Below are 15,507 nucleotides of genomic sequence, written 5' to 3'. Positions count from 1 at the left end.
TCGGTTGCCTTTTCTGGGTCAGAGCCCTGCCGTCAGCATCAGGATCGCGTCGGACCAGCCGCGCGGGCCGCTCTGGGTTGTTCTGAGGACCCGCGCCTCTATCTCGGGCGGGAAGGGGGGTATCGACGGGCCGTCCGGATTGGCAATGACCACACCCTGATCGGCTGCGCGGATCATTTCGCTATCGTTGGGGGCATCACCCAAGGCGATGGTGCGTGCAGGTTTCAGATGTCCGACGATTTCATTCATCGCATCCGCCTTGGTCGCGCCAAATGAAAGGGTCAGAAACCGCCCTCCTTGCCGCGCATGTAGCCCCGCGTCTGCAACAGATGAAAGGAACGCCTGCAAACCGGGTTCCGAACCGGTCCACAGCCCCGGCTCACCGAACCTGCGCTGCTTGGCAAGGGCGGCTTGAGCAAGATTCAAACCGGTTTTCTGCGCGACTTCCCGATCTGTCAGATCGCCAAAGCCGACAAAACCCGTCGGCAGAGCCTTTAGCATAGACCGGAGACGCAGATAGCAATCGCCGTCCTTGTCAGATCTACCGGGCCAAAGTATCCCGGCCCCGTTTTCGACGATGGCGGGCATGTGGGTCACGCCCATCTCGTGTTGCAAAGGCCGAATTTCCGCCGCCGTTTTGCTGCTGGCCAGTACCAGCCCCGCGCCCAGCTCTTTCAGTCGGGCCAGTCCCGGTCTGGCCGCTTCCCAGCCATAGTCGTGGTGGTCCAATAACGTGCCATCCAAATCGGAAAACACCAAAAGGGGCAGGGCAGAGGCAGCGGCGTCGTTCATCGCCCACAAAGTAGAAATCTGCAGATGCGTGATGTAAATCCGTGCTGAGGAATTTTCGATCAAACGGGCTGCCTGCGCCTAATTTTTAAGCACAGGCAGCCCGACTCACTCGATGAAAGTTCTGGCCAGCCTGTCGCTGATCGGTTGCGACAAATAGCTGATCACCGCGCGTTCCCCGGTGTTGACGAACAGATCGGCGGGCATACCGGGCACTAGTTCCAACGATGCGACCTCCTGCGGCTGCTGGGCATCCAGCTTGACCCGCGCCCTGTAGTAGGGCTCCCCTGTGCGCTCATCCTCAAGCGCATCCGCCGAGATATCGAATATCCGACCGCTTGCCTCAGGCACGTCCGCCTGCGCGAAAGCCGAAAGGCGAATGCGCGTGGACTGACCAATCCGCAGCTTGTCTATATCACCGGTCTTGACCCGCGCCTCGACGATCAGAGCTTGATCGGTGGGAACGATTTCCATGATCGGCTCACCCGGGCGGATCACGCCGCCTGCCGTTGTAACACCAAGGTTCACAACCCGCCCGCTGGTGGGTGCCAGAACCTGCACGCGCTTCAGCCGCGCCAGTGTTCCCATGAATTGCGGTCGGATCAGATACAGTTGCGCCTCGACCACGGCCAGTTCCCCGGCGATGACCTCATCCCGCAGCTTTTGCTGACTGAGCAAGGAAAGCTCCAATTCCTGAACCTGATCCTCGGCTTGTGCGATCTGGGTGCGCAACGAAGCATCAACGCCGCTAAGACGCTCCAGCTCGATCTGCCGGGCGCTGACCCGCGTGACGGCAACCAGTCCCTTAGCCAGCAACGATTGCAGGTTCGTCAGTTCGACTTGCGTGATGTCCATCTGGTTCTGCGTTGTGTGTCGTTGTTCGTTCAGCCCTGTAATCTGGTTGCGTAGCCCCGCGATCCGTTGCGCGTTGATCTGTGCTTCGGTGCGCCGCGCGCGGGCTTCTGCGTCGAACAGTTGTTTCTGGGTCAGGAACGGGGACACCCAATGCAAGCGCTCCATCCCTTGGCGAAATCCAGCCAAAGCGGTGGCCTCGTCAAATGCATCCTGACCACTCATCTGCGCCAACAGGCGGGCACGGCGGACCGAAAGCTCTCCCAATTGGCTGCCCTGCACGCTGAGGTCGACGTCGATCTCGGTACTGTCGAGTTGCACCAGGGGTTGGCCGGCCTCGACGAATTGCCCGTCGGTCACCAGAATGGAGTGGATGATGCCACCATCAAGATGCTCTACCGTCTTGCGGTCGCCCTCAACCACAAAAGAGGCGGGCGCAACCACGGCCCCGTCCAGTTTCGAGGCAAAGGCCCAATAGACGCTGCCCCCGACAAACACTGCCAGAGTGAACAGTCCGAACAGGACATACCGCCCGATGCTGGGTGATGTGTCGGTGATCTCTTGCAACTGCGCCTGGTGGAACCCGACGGCATTGCGGGAAGGAGTGTATTTGATCAGTTCCGTCATTGGGCCGCTCCTGTGATCTGAGTTTCGTTGGCCGGACGTGGGGGTGTCTGCAGCACGTTACGGCTGTTCACCTTCAACACGTCCTGTTTGTCGCCAAACTGGGCTTGGCTGCCGTTGCGCAGAACCAACACCTTGTTGGCAGCCTGCAACGTGGCCGGGCGGTGGGTCATGACAATCGCAATTGCACCCCGGTCCTGCACAGCAAGCAACGCATCGCGCAGGGCCTGTTCACCCTCGGCATCCAGATCCGAGTTCGGTTCGTCCAGCACCAGCACAAACGGATCGCCATACAGCGCCCGGGCCAGAGCCAACCGCTGACGCTGACCGCCGGACAGAAAGAACCCACGGCCAATCCGGGTTTCGTACCCGTCGGGCAGGCTGCTGATCAACTCATGCACGCCGGCTTCACGCGCAGCGCGCAGCACCTCGGCATCGTCAATGGCGGTCGAGAACCGGCCGATATTCTCGCGAATGGTGCCGTCGAACAATTCCACGTCTTGCGGCAGGTAACCGATCTGATTGCCCAGATCCTCGGCATTCCATTTCGACATCGGGCTGCCGTCCAGCAGAACCTCGCCCCGTTGCGGATTCCAGATACCGGCCAGCATCTTGCCCAAAGTGGTCTTGCCCGACCCGCTCTGGCCGATCACGGCCAGAACGTCACCGGCTATCAGGCTGAAATCGATCCCGCGCAGCGTTGCGTTCAATGCTCGTGGGGGCGCCGCCTGCGCGATCCGGACGCCCAGAGATTTGAACGCACGCGGCAGGTGCAGATTGGGCGGTGTCTCGGCGAAATCTTCGGTCAGTTGCCGGATTTTGCTGTACGACCCACGCGCCGCCAGAAAAGTGCGCCACTGGCCGATCAACTGATCAATCGGAGCCAGCGCGCGGGCCAGAACGATGGTGGCGGCGATCATCACACCCGCCGTGGATTCTCCGGTTATTGCCAGCGCCGCGCCCAATCCCAGAGCCGCGGACTGCAGACCCATACGAATGGTTTTTGACATCACCGAAAAGCTGGCGATCCGATCCGCAGCGCGGGTTTTATGCTGATGGGCATCCTCCTGCAGGGCAGTCCAGCGGCGCACCAGATCGTCCTTCATTCCCAACGCGTGAACCAACTCGGCGTTTCTGTCGCTGGTTTTGAACAGCGCGTCCGAGCGACCCCGCGCCTGCGATGCCTGCTGCATCGGCGCACGAGCCCGGGCGTTGTTGATCAGCGCCATGATGGTCAGTGTGACGGCTCCGGCCAGGCCAAGCAGGCCCAGATAAGGATGCAGCACATACAGAACCATCAGGTAAATGGGAATCCACGGCGCATCGAAAAAAGCGGTCAGGGTCGTGCCCGAGATGAACTCGCGGAACCCGTTCACATCCTCGACCAGGTTTTCACCGGCCTCGCTTTCACCCTGAACCCGACGGCGCATGGCAGCGCCAAGAACAGGTGCGCCCACGCTCAGCTCAAACCGTGCGGCCAGCCGGCCAAGGATGCGCATCCGCATCAGGTCGAGGCAGGCAATCACCACGAAAACCCCGGCCAGCAGCAGCGACAGGGCGATCAGGGTGTCAGGGTTCTGGCTGGTCAGCACGCGGTCATAGACCTGCAGCATATATAGCGGTCCGGCCAGCATCAGAAGGTTCAGAAACAGGCTGAAAACCGCGACCGCAACAAAGCCTTTGCGCAGCGACCCCCAGGCGGTTTTGACGGGATTGGCGTTCTGGAACATGTCTTGGACCCTTTCCGGTAAGAAAAACGGGGCGACCAAAGGCCGCCCCGCTGCTGCTCGATTAAGCGACGAAGTCGTCTTCGGTCAGATCAGCGCTGTTCACACCTGCCAAGCGAACCGAACCTTCGCCGCCGAACGAGATCACGGCGTCGTTGCCGTCTTGCGCAACACTCACCGCGCCACCGAAATCGGGACCGAAATCACCGAATTGCAGCTGATCGATTCCGACCTCAAAGTCCTGGATCACATCGGTGCCGAAGTTTGCTCCGAAGGTGAACGTGTCCGCTCCGGCTCCGCCGATGAGGATGTCATCGCCCCCTTCGCCCGAGATCAGGTCATCACCTGCGCCGCCGTTCAGCACATTGGCCTGATCGCTGCCAACGATCACGTCGCCATCATCGGACCCGACGACGTTTTCGATGGAACGCAGCACATCGGTCTCGATTTGGTTGTCGATGACGTCCTGACCGATCACGCCGGTACCGTCGACAGCGTCCACATCCAGCGTCGCGCCTGCGTCGACCAACGTGTCCTGAACCACCGGACCGTTCGCACCCGCCGGGGCGTTGTGCAGATGGATCGCCGAAACCACACCCGGGATCGGGGTGTTCAGATCCGCCTCATTCAGGCCAACAACGCTGAGCTCACTGGAATAGGTGACCACACCCGTGTTCAGGTCTTGCGTGATGACGACCGAGGCTTCGCCTGTTGCCTCGCTGTCCGAGGTCGGCCCCGGTTCCTGCGACGCATCCAGACTACCGCTGAGTGTGACTGTCCGGATGCCATTCACGGTTTCAATGCTATCGACCAGAAGTTGCTCGCGAATTTCCCCGCCGGGGAAGTCTGCGGTGTGGATGTTGTAATAGAGGTTGCCCAGGATGGCTTCCTCAACAAACCACGCGGCATCCGGAATGTTCGATCCGAACTGGTCCGGGTCATCAACGACCGCATCGGTGACAGAGACGGTAAAGCCGGTGTCACGGGTCGCAGTGCCATTGCCATTGGCGTCCAGACGAACCTCAACCGCAACATCCAGATCCGAGAAATCGGCCGTGTCGATACCTTCGCCACCGTCGATTAAGTCGTTGCCCAGACCTCCGGTCAGGACATTATCCGCACCACCCGCGATCAGAACATCATCGCCCGCGCCACCTGAGATATCACCATTGGTGGTTCCCAGATCGACAAAGATGTCATCGCCAGCGCCCAGCAGAACGTTACCGTTGATCACACCTTCGTCGTCATTGACGATGGTCACGGTGCCCGCATCTGATGCGTCGATTGCATTGACCGTGCCGCGGATCTCACCTTCGTTCAGGATTGCGCCCAGAAGGTTCAGGCCGCCATCCACGCGGATACCCGCTGCGGCGTCCGAGTCTTCCGACCCCGCGATCAGGCCTTCGTTGACCACTACTCCGGCAAAAGACGCATCGTCCTGATTGGTGAACAGGCGCAGGCCGTCGCCGACCTGATTGCCCTCAACCGCGTCTCCGCGCCCCTGAAACGTGCCTTCATTGACAACAACTGCCGAGACCACATCACCCGGGACGTCCCCGGTTTGCAGCGAAACAGCCGAGCCGTTGTTGCCGTCGACTGCATCCACAAGACCGGTGTTGGTGAAGCTGTAATTGTCGGCAGTACCATCGGCATACACCGTACCGTTGCGCTGGTCGCCGGTGCCGATGATGTCGCCAAAGTTGCGCACATCGACGCCTTGGCCCTGAATATCGACCGCGCGGCTGTCCGAACTGATCACACCACCGCGGAAGTTATCGAGACTGCCCGAGCTGTCGGGACCTGCAAATTGCACGCCGTTGAACTCACCCGCGATCTCACCGAAGTTTCGTACCGAAGCGCTGCCGGTGACCTGAACGCCGGTCGCCAGCGCGTCGGGGCCATTGTTGGCCTCGATCCGGCCCGAGCGGAAGTTGAAGACATCAACGTCCTGACCCTGCGCCAGAACCGCCGCAACTGCGTTGTTGGTGACGATCTCGCCGAAATTCAGCAGACGCGAGGCATCATTGGCCAGAACAAAGGCCGGGGTGTCATCGACAACCGTGCTTTGGAAGAAGTTGTTGATAAGGGTTTGGCCGTCGCGGGTTGTCTCTTGCGCAAGGGTGGACGTGTTCAAAAAACGGGCGCGTAGGCTTTCTATGAATTGGGACAGCATGGGGGACTCCATCATGGGTTTGCGTCTTGCGGCCCGCCCGATGGTCTGGGCGCTCCACGTAGCAAAGGGGTAGGACCCGCTGCCCGTCTGCTAAAATTCATCCTGCGAATTGGGGGTATAACCAACGCAAATAGTCACGGCTCTCGTGATGTCCGGCTTCAACGCAACGTGTGTTTTCAACGGGTTACGCAACCTCCGGCGCACGCGCGAAACTATTCGATGGCGCGTTTTGACGGATTTGTCAGCGATTGTGATCCCGAATTCCTACTGCCTTGCCCCGAGCGGCGTATGTTAAGAGCATCCCCGCGGGGTCGAAACACGCAGCACCGGTTTACGACCATGAATTTCAGAGATTTGGAATATGTCCTTGCCATCGCCAAACATGGCCAGTTCAGCCAGGCCGCCGTGGCCTGCAACGTTTCGCAGCCCGCAATGTCCAATCAGGTCAAAAAGCTCGAGCAGGAATTGGGCACCGACCTATTTCTGCGCCTCAACAACGAAGTGCGCCCGACCGCCTGCGGCGACCGCGTAATAGCCATAGCCCAACGCATCCTGATAGACGCCCAGACCATCCGGGACACCGCTACCCAGTTCCGTGTCCCCGAGGCTGTCCCGTTCCACGTGGGTATGACTCCGACGCTGGCCCCTTATCTGACACAGTATTTTTCGGAACTGTTCAGCACATTGTTCCCCAACATGCGGGTTACGATGGTCGAAGACCTGCCGCAGAACATGTTGCGAATGGTCGAAGATCACACTCTGGATGTGGCGCTGGTGGCAAAGGTCAACACGGCGGCGACACTGGATTTCACCTCAATCTGGTCCGAGCCTCTGTTTCTGGCCGTCCGCGAAGGTCACCCGCTGTGCCATTTGCCGTCGATCGCGCCCGAGGACGTGCCCGCCCACGATTTCATCCGGTTGCCTCACAGTTTTGGCTATGATCTGGAAGACCGTCTGCCCAAGTCGGACCCTGTACACCGGGTCGGCAAACGGTTCGACCTTAGCGCCCTTCGGTTCGAGACGATCTGCCGCCATATCTGCCACTCAGACGATTGCACCATTGTTTCGGCGCTGGCAGCCGAACAGTTCAGACGCGACAGGTGGCCTCTGTGCTTTGTGCCCTTCGACGCACCGGGAAACCTGCGCAGCCTTGGAGCGGTAACGCGCCCCGGCTGTCCACGCCGACCGCTGCTGGACCGTATCGGCACCTATATCAACGCGACACCGCCAGTCGGCGTCACCCCAACCTTTTCGGGGTGATGTCATCCCAAAGGTCGTGATATCGCCTTGGCGGTCACAAAACTGACCGCTCAAAACCCACATCTCAAAGGCTCTTTTTCGACGAGAGGGTGCGGTCGGGTCACCTGAAAATCTACTTGCCCATATCATCCAAAAAGCCGAACGTGTCGGTGTATCCAGCCGGTTTGCCAACTGCCCGCGACGTCCTGCGCAAGTCAGTTGACAATGGATTTTGTATTTTGGATACATTGGGCAGAGATTTCGCGGCGATCAGAGTCGTCCAAGAATGCTCTGACCACAAAGAGCAACGCGAATGTCTGTATAAAAACCATTTTTGGGAGACCCACATGAAACTGAAACTAATGGCCGCAACTGCTGCGATCGCCTTGTCGGCTGCCGCGGCACAAGCGAACACGCTGGTCTATTGCTCGGAAGGCTCGCCCGAAGGCTTCGACCCGGCCCTGTTCACCGCCGGCACGACCTTTGATGCCTCTTCGCACCCGATCTACAACCGCCTGCTCGAGTTCGAAACCGGCACCACCAACGTGATCCCCGGCCTGGCCGAAAGCGTCGAGGCCAGCGATGACGGTCTGGAATACACTTTCAAACTGCGTCAGGGCGTCAAGTTCCACTCGAACGACGAATTCACACCGACCCGTGATTTCAACGCGGATGACGTGATCTTCTCGTTCATGCGCCAGAAGGACGAGGGCCACCCGTACAACCAGATTTCGGGCGGCACGTGGGAATACTTTCAGGGTATGGGTATGCCGGAACTGGTCGAGTCCATCGAGAAGATTGACGACTACACGGTGAAATTCACCCTGACCAAGCCCGAGGCGCCTTTTGTCGCCAACATGGCAATGGACTTCGCCTCGATCCTGTCTGCCGAATACGCGGATGCGATGATGGCAGCGGGCACGCCTGAAAAGCTGAACACCGCACCGATCGGCACCGGCCCGTTCTCGTTCGTGGCCTATCAGAAGGACGCAGTGATCCGCTATGCCCAGAACGCCGACTACTGGAAAGATCCGGCGGCTGTTGAAAGCCTGATCTTCGCCATTACCCCGGATGCTTCGGTTCGCTACCAAAAGCTGAAGGCAGGCGAATGCCACATCATGCCCTATCCAAACCCCGCCGACATTCAGGCGATGAAGGATGACGCGGACATCAACATGATGGAGCAAGAGGGCCTGAACGTCGGCTATCTGGCTTACAACACCACCATGGAGCCGTTCGACAACCCGAACGTCCGCAAGGCGCTGAACATGGCGATCGACAAGAACGCCATCATCGACGTGGTGTTCCAGGGCTCGGGCCAGGTTGCCAAGAACCCGATCCCGCCGACCATGTGGGGCTATAACGACGCGATCACCGACGACGCCTATGATCCCGAAGCGGCCAAGGCGATGCTGGAAGCCGAAGGCGTGTCCGATCTGTCAATGAAGATCTGGGCAATGCCGGTGCAGCGTCCCTATAACCCGAACGCTCGCCGTATGGCCGAACTGATCCAGGCCGATTTCGACAAGATCGGTGTGGGCGTCGAGATCGTGTCCTACGAATGGGGCGAGTACCTGTCGCGCTCGAAAGAACTGAACCGCGACGGTGCCGTTCTGCTGGGCTGGACCGGGGACAACGGTGACCCAGACAACTTCCTGGCCGTGCTGCTGGGCTGTGACGGCCGCGAAGCGTCGAACCGCGCACAATGGTGCCACCAGCCGTTCGAAGACCTGATCCTGAAGGCCAAGCAGACCACCGATCAGGCCGAGCGCGCCAAACTGTACGAAGAGGCTCAGGTCGTCTTTAAAGAGCAGGCACCCTGGGCGACTATCGCACACTCGGTTGTCTTCATGCCGATGCGCAACGAAGTGCAAGGCTACAAGGTGCACCCGCTGGGCGGCCATATCTTCTATGGCGTAAGCGTCGAGTAAATCACCACTCACTGACCGGAGCCGCCATCGGCGGCTCCGGTTTTCTTTTTGGGAGGTCGGCGTCAATGCCGGATTTGTCCGAGTACCGTCAACTGGCAAAGGACATGTCAGTGGATGCAGTGGCCCTTGTGCCCGGTCCGAATTTCACCCGCGCTTTGGGAAAACCCTTCATGAGCCACGAACGGCCCTTTGTGGTCGTGATCCCGGCCGAAGGGGCGCCAGCCGCGGTAGTCCCCAATCTCGAGCTTGGGTCATGGGAACTGGTCGGGTTCGAAGGCGCTGTCTTCGACTGGTTCGATCAAACCGGCTATGACGACGCATTTGCGGCACTGGCCGATCATATGCCGCTGACGTCACTGGCCGTCGAAGGGCAGGTGATGCGGGTCTTTGTGTCCAAAGCATTCACCAACGCGCTGCCAAACCTGCGCATCGTGGATGCTGAGCGTGAAATTTCCGGCCTGCGGATTTGCAAAACCGAAGCCGATATCGCAGCAATGCAGGCGGCAATTGATATCTCGGAACGTGCGTTGGCCCGCGTGATCGCGGATGTGCGTGTTGGTCAGACCGAGGTTCAGATCGAGCAAGCCCTTATTCAAGCCCTGTTTGCCGAAGGTGCCGCCTCGCTGGCTTTTGCGCCGATCGTTACCGCGGGGGATAACTCGGCGCGGCCCCATGGCAAGGCGCGTGCGGATTACCGGATCAAACCGGGCGACGCGCTGTTGTTTGATTTCGGTGCCCGCAAACACGGGTTTGCCGCCGATATAACCCGCACCTTCTTTGTCGAAGAGGTCTCGGACGAGGGCAGGGACGTCTACGACACCGTTCTGCGCGCCAACCTCGCCGGATTCGAGGCCTGCCGCCCCGGCGTCACCGCACACGATATCGACGACGCGGTGATCAGCGTGCTCGAAGCCTCGCCCTATGCCGACCGCATCCGCACCAAGACGGGCCACGGTTTGGGCCGCGATGTGCACGAAGCACCGTACATCATGCGCGGAAATGATCAGAAAATTTTGCCCGGTATGGTCTGGACCAACGAACCGGGACTTTATGAGCTGGACAATTTCGGCGTACGCATAGAAGATGACGTGCTTGTTACCGCGGATGGCTGCCGGTCTCTGACCAGCTTTCCCAAAGATCTCACAATCATAGGTCGCTGATGTTTGGCTACTTACTCACACGCCTTGGCATGTTCGTTCCGACATTTCTGGGCGTGACGCTGATTTCCTTCATGTTCATCCGGGTCCTGCCCGGTGACCCCATCATCGTCATGGCCGGTGAACGCGGCATGACCGAAGAACGCTATCAGGAGATGGTCGAGAAGCTGGGCTTCGACAAACCGGTCCTGCAGCAATACTGGGACTACCTTGTTGGTGTCCTACACGGCGATCTGGGCGAAAGCTTTGTCACGAAGAAGCCGGTCTGGGATGAGTTCTTTGCCCTGTTCCCCGCCACGCTGGAACTGTCGATCTGCGCGATGATCTTTGCCGTTGCGCTGGGATTGCCTGCCGGTGTGATCGCGGCGGTCAACCGGGGCAAGTTCTTTGACCGGGCGCTGATGTCCTCGGCATTGGTCGGGTATTCGATGCCGATCTTCTGGTGGGCCCTGCTGCTGATCATCGTGTTTTCGGGCAATCTGGGCTGGACGCCGGTCTCGGGCCGGATTGACCTGCTGTATTACTTCCCAAGCGTCACTGGCTTTATGCTGATCGACAGTTTGTTGTCGGGGCAACCGGGTGCATTTGGGTCCGCCGTTCGACATCTGATCCTGCCGACCATCGTTCTGGGCACCATTCCGCTGGCGGTGATCGCGCGCCAGACACGCTCGGCCATGCTTGAGGTGCTGGGCGAGGACTACATCCGCACCGCTCGCGCCAAGGGCCTCTCACCTTCACGGATCAACGGGCTGCACGCCCTGCGTAACGCTCTGATCCCGGTGATCACAGTGATCGGCCTGTCGGTTGGTACACTTTTGGCTGGCGCAATCCTGACCGAGACGATCTTTAGCTGGCCCGGCATCGGCAAGTGGATGGTCGATAGCATTTTCCGCCGGGACTACCCGGTGGTACAGGGCGGCCTGTTGATGATCGCCGTGATTGTCATGCTGGTGAACCTGCTGGTCGATGTCCTCTATGGCATCATCAACCCCAAAATCCGGAGGCGGTGATGGCTGAACTTTCCGCAAACGCGCCCAAAACCGAAGACCGCCCCAGCGCCCTGCGCGAGTTTTGGTATTATTTCAGCGAAAACCGCGGTGCCGTGTTTGGCCTGTGGGTCTTCTTGGCCTTTGTCTTCTGTGCCGCCTTCGCACCCCTGTTGGCGCCCTATGACCCGACCGAGCAGTTCCGGAACCACATCCTCCAGCCCCCCGCATGGCAAGAGGGCGGTAGCTGGGCCTTCCCGTTGGGCACCGATCCGCTGGGCCGGGATATGCTGTCGCGTCTGATCATGGGGTCACGCTATTCCTTCTTCGTCGGCATCGTCGTGGTCTGTGTGGCCGTGACCGGCGGTGTGATCATCGGGCTGCTGTCCGGCTTCGCTCCGAAATGGGTCGATACGCTGATCATGCGGGTGATGGACATCATCCTGTCCTTCCCATCACTGCTGCTGGCGCTGGTGCTGGTCGCTATCCTTGGCCCGTCGCTGACCAACGCGATGATCGCCATCGCCATCGTGTTTCAGCCACATTACGTGCGCCTGACCCGCGCCTCGGTGCTGTCGGAGAGGCAGAAAGACTATGTGACGTCGGCCCGCGTGGCCGGTGCAAGCAAAGCACGGCTGATGTTCAAGACGGTGCTGCCCAACTGTCTGGCCCCGATCATCGTGCAGGCGGCGCTGTCGTTTTCGACCGCCATTCTGGACGCTGCCGCCCTTGGCTTTCTCGGCATGGGCGCGCAGCCGCCCACACCGGAATGGGGCACCATGCTGGCCGAAGCGCGTGAATTCATTCTGCGTGCTTGGTGGGTGGTGACATTCCCTGGCCTGGCCATCCTAGTCACGGTGTTGGCCATCAACTTGATGGGCGACGGTCTGCGCGACGCGCTGGACCCGAAACTGAAGCGGAGCTGACGACATGAGCCTGTTGGATATCCGAAACCTCACCGTCGAATTCGCCACTGCTTCGGGCAAGTTTCGCGCTGTGGACGGCGTTGATCTGTCGGTCGACAAGGGTGAGCTGATGGCCATCGTCGGCGAAAGCGGCTCGGGCAAATCCGTGTCGATGCTGGCGCTGATGGGACTGCTGCCATGGACCGCCACGATAACCGCTGACCAGCTGAGTTTCGAAGGAATCGACCTGACCAAAATCTCAGCCCGCGACCGGCGCAAGATCATCGGCAAGGACATCGCCATGATCTTTCAGGAACCGATGTCATCGCTGAACCCCTGCTTCACGGTTGGTTTCCAGATCAAGGAGGCCCTACGCATCCATCTGGGCCTGAACCGCAAGGAACGGCACCAGCGTGCAATTGAGCTGTTCGATCAGGTCGGCATCCCCGCCCCGGAAAGCCGCCTCAACACCTTCCCGCACCAAATGTCGGGCGGGATGAACCAGCGCGTCATGATCGCCATGGCCATCGCCTGCAAACCCAAGCTGCTAATTGCGGATGAACCGACTACGGCGCTAGACGTTACCATTCAGGCACAGATCCTGGACCTGCTGGTCCGGTTGCGCGATGAGCAGGGCATGGGTCTGGTTCTGATCACCCATGACATGGGTGTGGTCGCCGAGACCGCCGAGCGGGTGCAGGTACAGTATGCTGGCCAGAAGGTCGAGGAACAGCCGGTCAAGGACCTGTTCCGCACGCCGCGCCATCCTTATACGTCGGCCTTGCTGAGCGCGCTGCCGGAACGGGCGACATCGAAAATGTTGCCGACCATTCCAGGCGTGGTGCCCGGTCAGTTTGACCGACCCAAAGGGTGCCTGTTCAGCCCCCGATGCCAATATGCCGATGATCTCTGCCGGACATTGCCACCGACACCCCACAGCGCTGAGTATGGCAAAGCCCGCTGCCACTATGTTGAAAAGATAACCGCCGGAGAACTGGCATGACCGCCCCCATTGTTCAGGCCAGTTCGTTGGCCAGGTTCTACACCGTCAAAGGCGGTCTTCTGTCGAAACCGGCAACGGTCAAGGCCCTGTCCGGCGTGGATTTCGATCTGCAACCAGGCAAAACACTCGCCATTGTCGGCGAGTCCGGTTGTGGAAAATCGACACTGGCGCGCGTTGTGACGATGATTGAGGAGCCGACCTCGGGCAACCTGACCATTGACGGCGTCGACATCACTCCATCGAAATGGGCGCAGATGCGCGAGACGGTGCAGATCGTGTTTCAGGACCCCTATGGCTCACTCAATCCGCGCCAGCGGATCGGCCAGATTCTGCAGGAACCGCTGATCATCAATCGCCCTGACATGTCGGCAGCCGACCGCGAGGCGCGGGCGCGCGAGATGATCGACCTTGTCGGTCTGCGTCCCGAACATTACGACCGCTACCCGCACATGTTCTCGGGTGGGCAGCGCCAGCGTATCGCCATCGCGCGGGCACTGATGCTGAACCCCAAAGTGCTGGTGCTGGATGAACCGGTCTCGGCGCTGGATGTATCAATCCAGTCGCAGATTCTGAACCTGCTGGTCGAGTTGCAGGAGCGCCTGAACCTGGCTTACCTGTTCATCTCGCATGACCTGTCGGTGGTGAAGCATTTCGCCGACGACGTGATCGTCATGTATCTGGGTCGCGCTGTCGAGAAAGCCCCGAAAGAACTGTTGTTCGCAGCCCCCCGGCACCCCTATTCCAAAGCGCTGCTTTCGACGACCCCGCGTGCCGACCCCGAAGCACGGAAAGAGCGGATCAAGCTGGAAGGAGAGCTGCCTTCACCGATGAACATCCCAAAGGGCTGCGCCTTCGCACAACGCTGCTGGCTGGCGACCGAGGAATGTCGCGCCGCGCCGCCCGAACTCAGCGGTGAGACCCATCAGGTGGCCTGTCTGCATCCCCTGGACTGACCGGGCTTATTCGCCTTTGCGCGTGGCAATGACCATTTCCAGTAACTGGTCCTTGGTGCGCCGAATATGCCGGGTCAGCAGGGCGCAGGCGTCCTCGACCCGGCCGTCGCGCGCCAGCGACAACAGCTCCCGATGGTCTTTCTTGGCCGGTTCACGTTGTTCCATGACACTAAGATGCATCCGGACATACCGGTCGGACTGCACATTGACGCGCTGCAGAATTTCATTGCTCAACCCGCGACCCGCAGCGGCGTAAAGCGCCATGTGGTATTCGTTGTTGAGGCTACCCCAGCGGCCCACATCATAGGCGTCGTAGGACTTTTCCATCTCGTCCAGAATCCGGTCGCACTCGGCGAAGTGTACCTCGGTCATTTGTGGGATGGCACGTTGGAACAGGTCCACTTCCAGTAGCACGCGCAGATCGAATATCTCTCCGATTTCCGACAAAGAGTGCTTTGTGACCGCGGCGCCCCGATTGTTGGTCAGCTGTACAAGACCCTCGGCATCCAGCCGTTTTAGCGCCTCGCGGATCGGCATACGCGAAACATCGTAATCCTCGGCCAGAGCTTCCTGCCGGATCGTTTCACCTTCGGCCATTTCGCCGCTTAGAATCCGCTCACGCAGATCGTTGGTGATGACATCCGGCAGGCTTTGCCGGGGAATTGCGCGGGTTCTGGGCATTCGGTCGGTCTCGGGTGCGAAAAATTTGTATCCAAAATACAAAAGGAGTGGTCGATTTCCAAGTCCCATGCAAGCCTTGATTACAAACAGGTGACTCACTGCGCTCGGCTGAAATTCAACGGGATTTCATCCCCGTTTCACGACCTTTCCTCAAACTGGTTGCGGGCGGTTAACATGAGAGGGCCGGAGAATGCCGCAGGGGGTTCTAATCGATAATCGAAACCTGACCCATCTTTCGGAGCGGTGGTGGCATTTGCAGCAAGTCACCCGATCTCTGGAAATGAAAACGGGGACTGAGGGCCGCACCGCAACCGCGGTGATCGCGGCAAACTATACGCCCAAACTGACCCGCTACGAGCACAGCCAGATCCTGCAACTCTTGGGAACAGCCCAGCCAGTGGATCGAAATGTCCCCACGTCGGCATCAAGAAAGGCGTTATCAAAGCAATGAAATTCTTCGCCAACGTCAGAACATACTCCTTCCCCT

Annotated in this window: 13 protein-coding genes; 8 read left to right on the top strand and 5 right to left on the bottom strand. The window is 59.6% G+C overall.

Translation table 11 applies throughout. The annotated features are described in order from the left end of the window. Positions 1-18: 18 nt before the first annotated feature. From ACR0KW_RS19570 to ACR0KW_RS19555, 4 genes are all read right to left on the bottom strand, one after another. Positions 19-855, bottom strand: coding sequence for an HAD-IIB family hydrolase (locus ACR0KW_RS19570; protein WP_480806487.1), 837 nt, complete (start codon positions 853-855; stop codon positions 19-21). Positions 856-897: 42 nt separating this feature from the next. Next, a complete protein-coding gene (locus ACR0KW_RS19565; RefSeq protein ID WP_480806486.1) occupies positions 898-2,268 on the bottom strand; it encodes an HlyD family type I secretion periplasmic adaptor subunit in 1,371 nt (456 codons plus the stop codon). After that, the gene (locus ACR0KW_RS19560; protein WP_480806485.1) at positions 2,265-3,995 is read right to left on the bottom strand and encodes a type I secretion system permease/ATPase; all 1,731 of its coding nucleotides are present in this window, start codon (positions 3,993-3,995) and stop codon (positions 2,265-2,267) included. Before ACR0KW_RS19560 ends, ACR0KW_RS19565 begins: the two co-directional genes overlap by 4 nt. A gap of 61 nt (positions 3,996-4,056) precedes the next feature. Continuing rightward, on the bottom strand, positions 4,057-6,180 hold the full coding sequence (locus ACR0KW_RS19555) for a CHRD domain-containing protein (protein ID WP_480806484.1): 2,124 nt from the start codon (positions 6,178-6,180) through the stop codon (positions 4,057-4,059). Positions 6,181-6,504: 324 nt separating this feature from the next. Between ACR0KW_RS19555 and ACR0KW_RS19550 the strand changes: the two genes are divergently transcribed. The 7 genes from ACR0KW_RS19550 (at position 6,505) to ACR0KW_RS19520 (ending at position 14,339) form a co-directional block, all read left to right on the top strand. Next, positions 6,505-7,425, top strand: a complete 921-nt coding sequence (locus ACR0KW_RS19550; protein WP_480806483.1) for a LysR family transcriptional regulator — start codon at positions 6,505-6,507, stop codon at positions 7,423-7,425. Positions 7,426-7,751: 326 nt separating this feature from the next. Next, the gene (locus tag ACR0KW_RS19545) at positions 7,752-9,335 is read left to right on the top strand and encodes an ABC transporter substrate-binding protein (protein ID WP_480806482.1); all 1,584 of its coding nucleotides are present in this window, start codon (positions 7,752-7,754) and stop codon (positions 9,333-9,335) included. A gap of 65 nt (positions 9,336-9,400) precedes the next feature. After that, positions 9,401-10,495 carry a M24 family metallopeptidase gene (locus ACR0KW_RS19540; protein WP_480806481.1) on the top strand — a complete coding sequence of 365 codons (1,095 nt, stop codon included), beginning with the start codon at positions 9,401-9,403 and terminating at the stop codon, positions 10,493-10,495. Further along, positions 10,495-11,502 carry an ABC transporter permease subunit gene (locus tag ACR0KW_RS19535; protein WP_170326437.1) on the top strand — a complete coding sequence of 336 codons (1,008 nt, stop codon included), beginning with the start codon at positions 10,495-10,497 and terminating at the stop codon, positions 11,500-11,502. The genes ACR0KW_RS19540 and ACR0KW_RS19535 overlap by 1 nt, the downstream gene beginning before the upstream one ends. Continuing rightward, positions 11,502-12,404, top strand: coding sequence for an ABC transporter permease subunit (locus ACR0KW_RS19530; protein ID WP_480806480.1), 903 nt, complete (start codon positions 11,502-11,504; stop codon positions 12,402-12,404). Before ACR0KW_RS19535 ends, ACR0KW_RS19530 begins: the two co-directional genes overlap by 1 nt. Positions 12,405-12,408: 4 nt before the next feature. After that, positions 12,409-13,386 carry an ABC transporter ATP-binding protein gene (locus tag ACR0KW_RS19525; protein ID WP_480806479.1) on the top strand — a complete coding sequence of 326 codons (978 nt, stop codon included), beginning with the start codon at positions 12,409-12,411 and terminating at the stop codon, positions 13,384-13,386. Further along, positions 13,383-14,339 carry an ABC transporter ATP-binding protein gene (locus tag ACR0KW_RS19520; RefSeq protein WP_480806478.1) on the top strand — a complete coding sequence of 319 codons (957 nt, stop codon included), beginning with the start codon at positions 13,383-13,385 and terminating at the stop codon, positions 14,337-14,339. The genes ACR0KW_RS19525 and ACR0KW_RS19520 overlap by 4 nt, the downstream gene beginning before the upstream one ends. Before the next feature lie 6 nt (positions 14,340-14,345). Here the strand turns inward: ACR0KW_RS19520 and ACR0KW_RS19515 are convergent, their stop codons facing one another. After that, complete coding sequence (locus ACR0KW_RS19515; protein ID WP_480806477.1) at positions 14,346-15,020, bottom strand: GntR family transcriptional regulator; 675 nt, start codon at positions 15,018-15,020, stop codon at positions 14,346-14,348. A 190-nt stretch (positions 15,021-15,210) separates the two neighbouring features. On the opposite strand from ACR0KW_RS19515, the gene ACR0KW_RS19510 reads away from it, so the two are divergent. Then, on the top strand, positions 15,211-15,471 hold the full coding sequence (locus ACR0KW_RS19510) for a hypothetical protein (RefSeq protein ID WP_480806476.1): 261 nt from the start codon (positions 15,211-15,213) through the stop codon (positions 15,469-15,471). Positions 15,472-15,507: the final 36 nt, after the last annotated feature.

It is taken from the genome of Ruegeria sp. CG11 (assembly GCF_056537245.1).
The sequence above is the reverse complement of the archived record's forward strand: the minus strand, read 5'-3'. Positions and strand labels throughout refer to the sequence as shown.

Excerpts from the sequence above, each read along its gene's own strand:
- ACR0KW_RS19520 (WP_480806478.1), top strand. The coding sequence starts at position 13,383 with ATGACCGCCCCCATTGTTCAGGCCAGTTCGTTGGCCAGGTTCTACACC.
- ACR0KW_RS19545 (WP_480806482.1), top strand. The coding sequence starts at position 7,752 with ATGAAACTGAAACTAATGGCCGCAACTGCTGCGATCGCCTTGTCGGCT.
- ACR0KW_RS19550 (WP_480806483.1), top strand. The coding sequence starts at position 6,505 with ATGAATTTCAGAGATTTGGAATATGTCCTTGCCATCGCCAAACATGGC.
- ACR0KW_RS19560 (WP_480806485.1), bottom strand. The coding sequence starts at position 3,995 with ATGTTCCAGAACGCCAATCCCGTCAAAACCGCCTGGGGGTCGCTGCGC.
- ACR0KW_RS19515 (WP_480806477.1), bottom strand. The coding sequence starts at position 15,020 with ATGCCCAGAACCCGCGCAATTCCCCGGCAAAGCCTGCCGGATGTCATC.
- ACR0KW_RS19525 (WP_480806479.1), top strand. The coding sequence starts at position 12,409 with ATGAGCCTGTTGGATATCCGAAACCTCACCGTCGAATTCGCCACTGCT.
- ACR0KW_RS19565 (WP_480806486.1), bottom strand. The coding sequence starts at position 2,268 with ATGACGGAACTGATCAAATACACTCCTTCCCGCAATGCCGTCGGGTTC.
- ACR0KW_RS19540 (WP_480806481.1), top strand. The coding sequence starts at position 9,401 with ATGCCGGATTTGTCCGAGTACCGTCAACTGGCAAAGGACATGTCAGTG.
- ACR0KW_RS19510 (WP_480806476.1), top strand. The coding sequence starts at position 15,211 with ATGCCGCAGGGGGTTCTAATCGATAATCGAAACCTGACCCATCTTTCG.
- ACR0KW_RS19530 (WP_480806480.1), top strand. The coding sequence starts at position 11,502 with ATGGCTGAACTTTCCGCAAACGCGCCCAAAACCGAAGACCGCCCCAGC.
- ACR0KW_RS19535 (WP_170326437.1), top strand. The coding sequence starts at position 10,495 with ATGTTTGGCTACTTACTCACACGCCTTGGCATGTTCGTTCCGACATTT.
- ACR0KW_RS19555 (WP_480806484.1), bottom strand. The coding sequence starts at position 6,180 with ATGATGGAGTCCCCCATGCTGTCCCAATTCATAGAAAGCCTACGCGCC.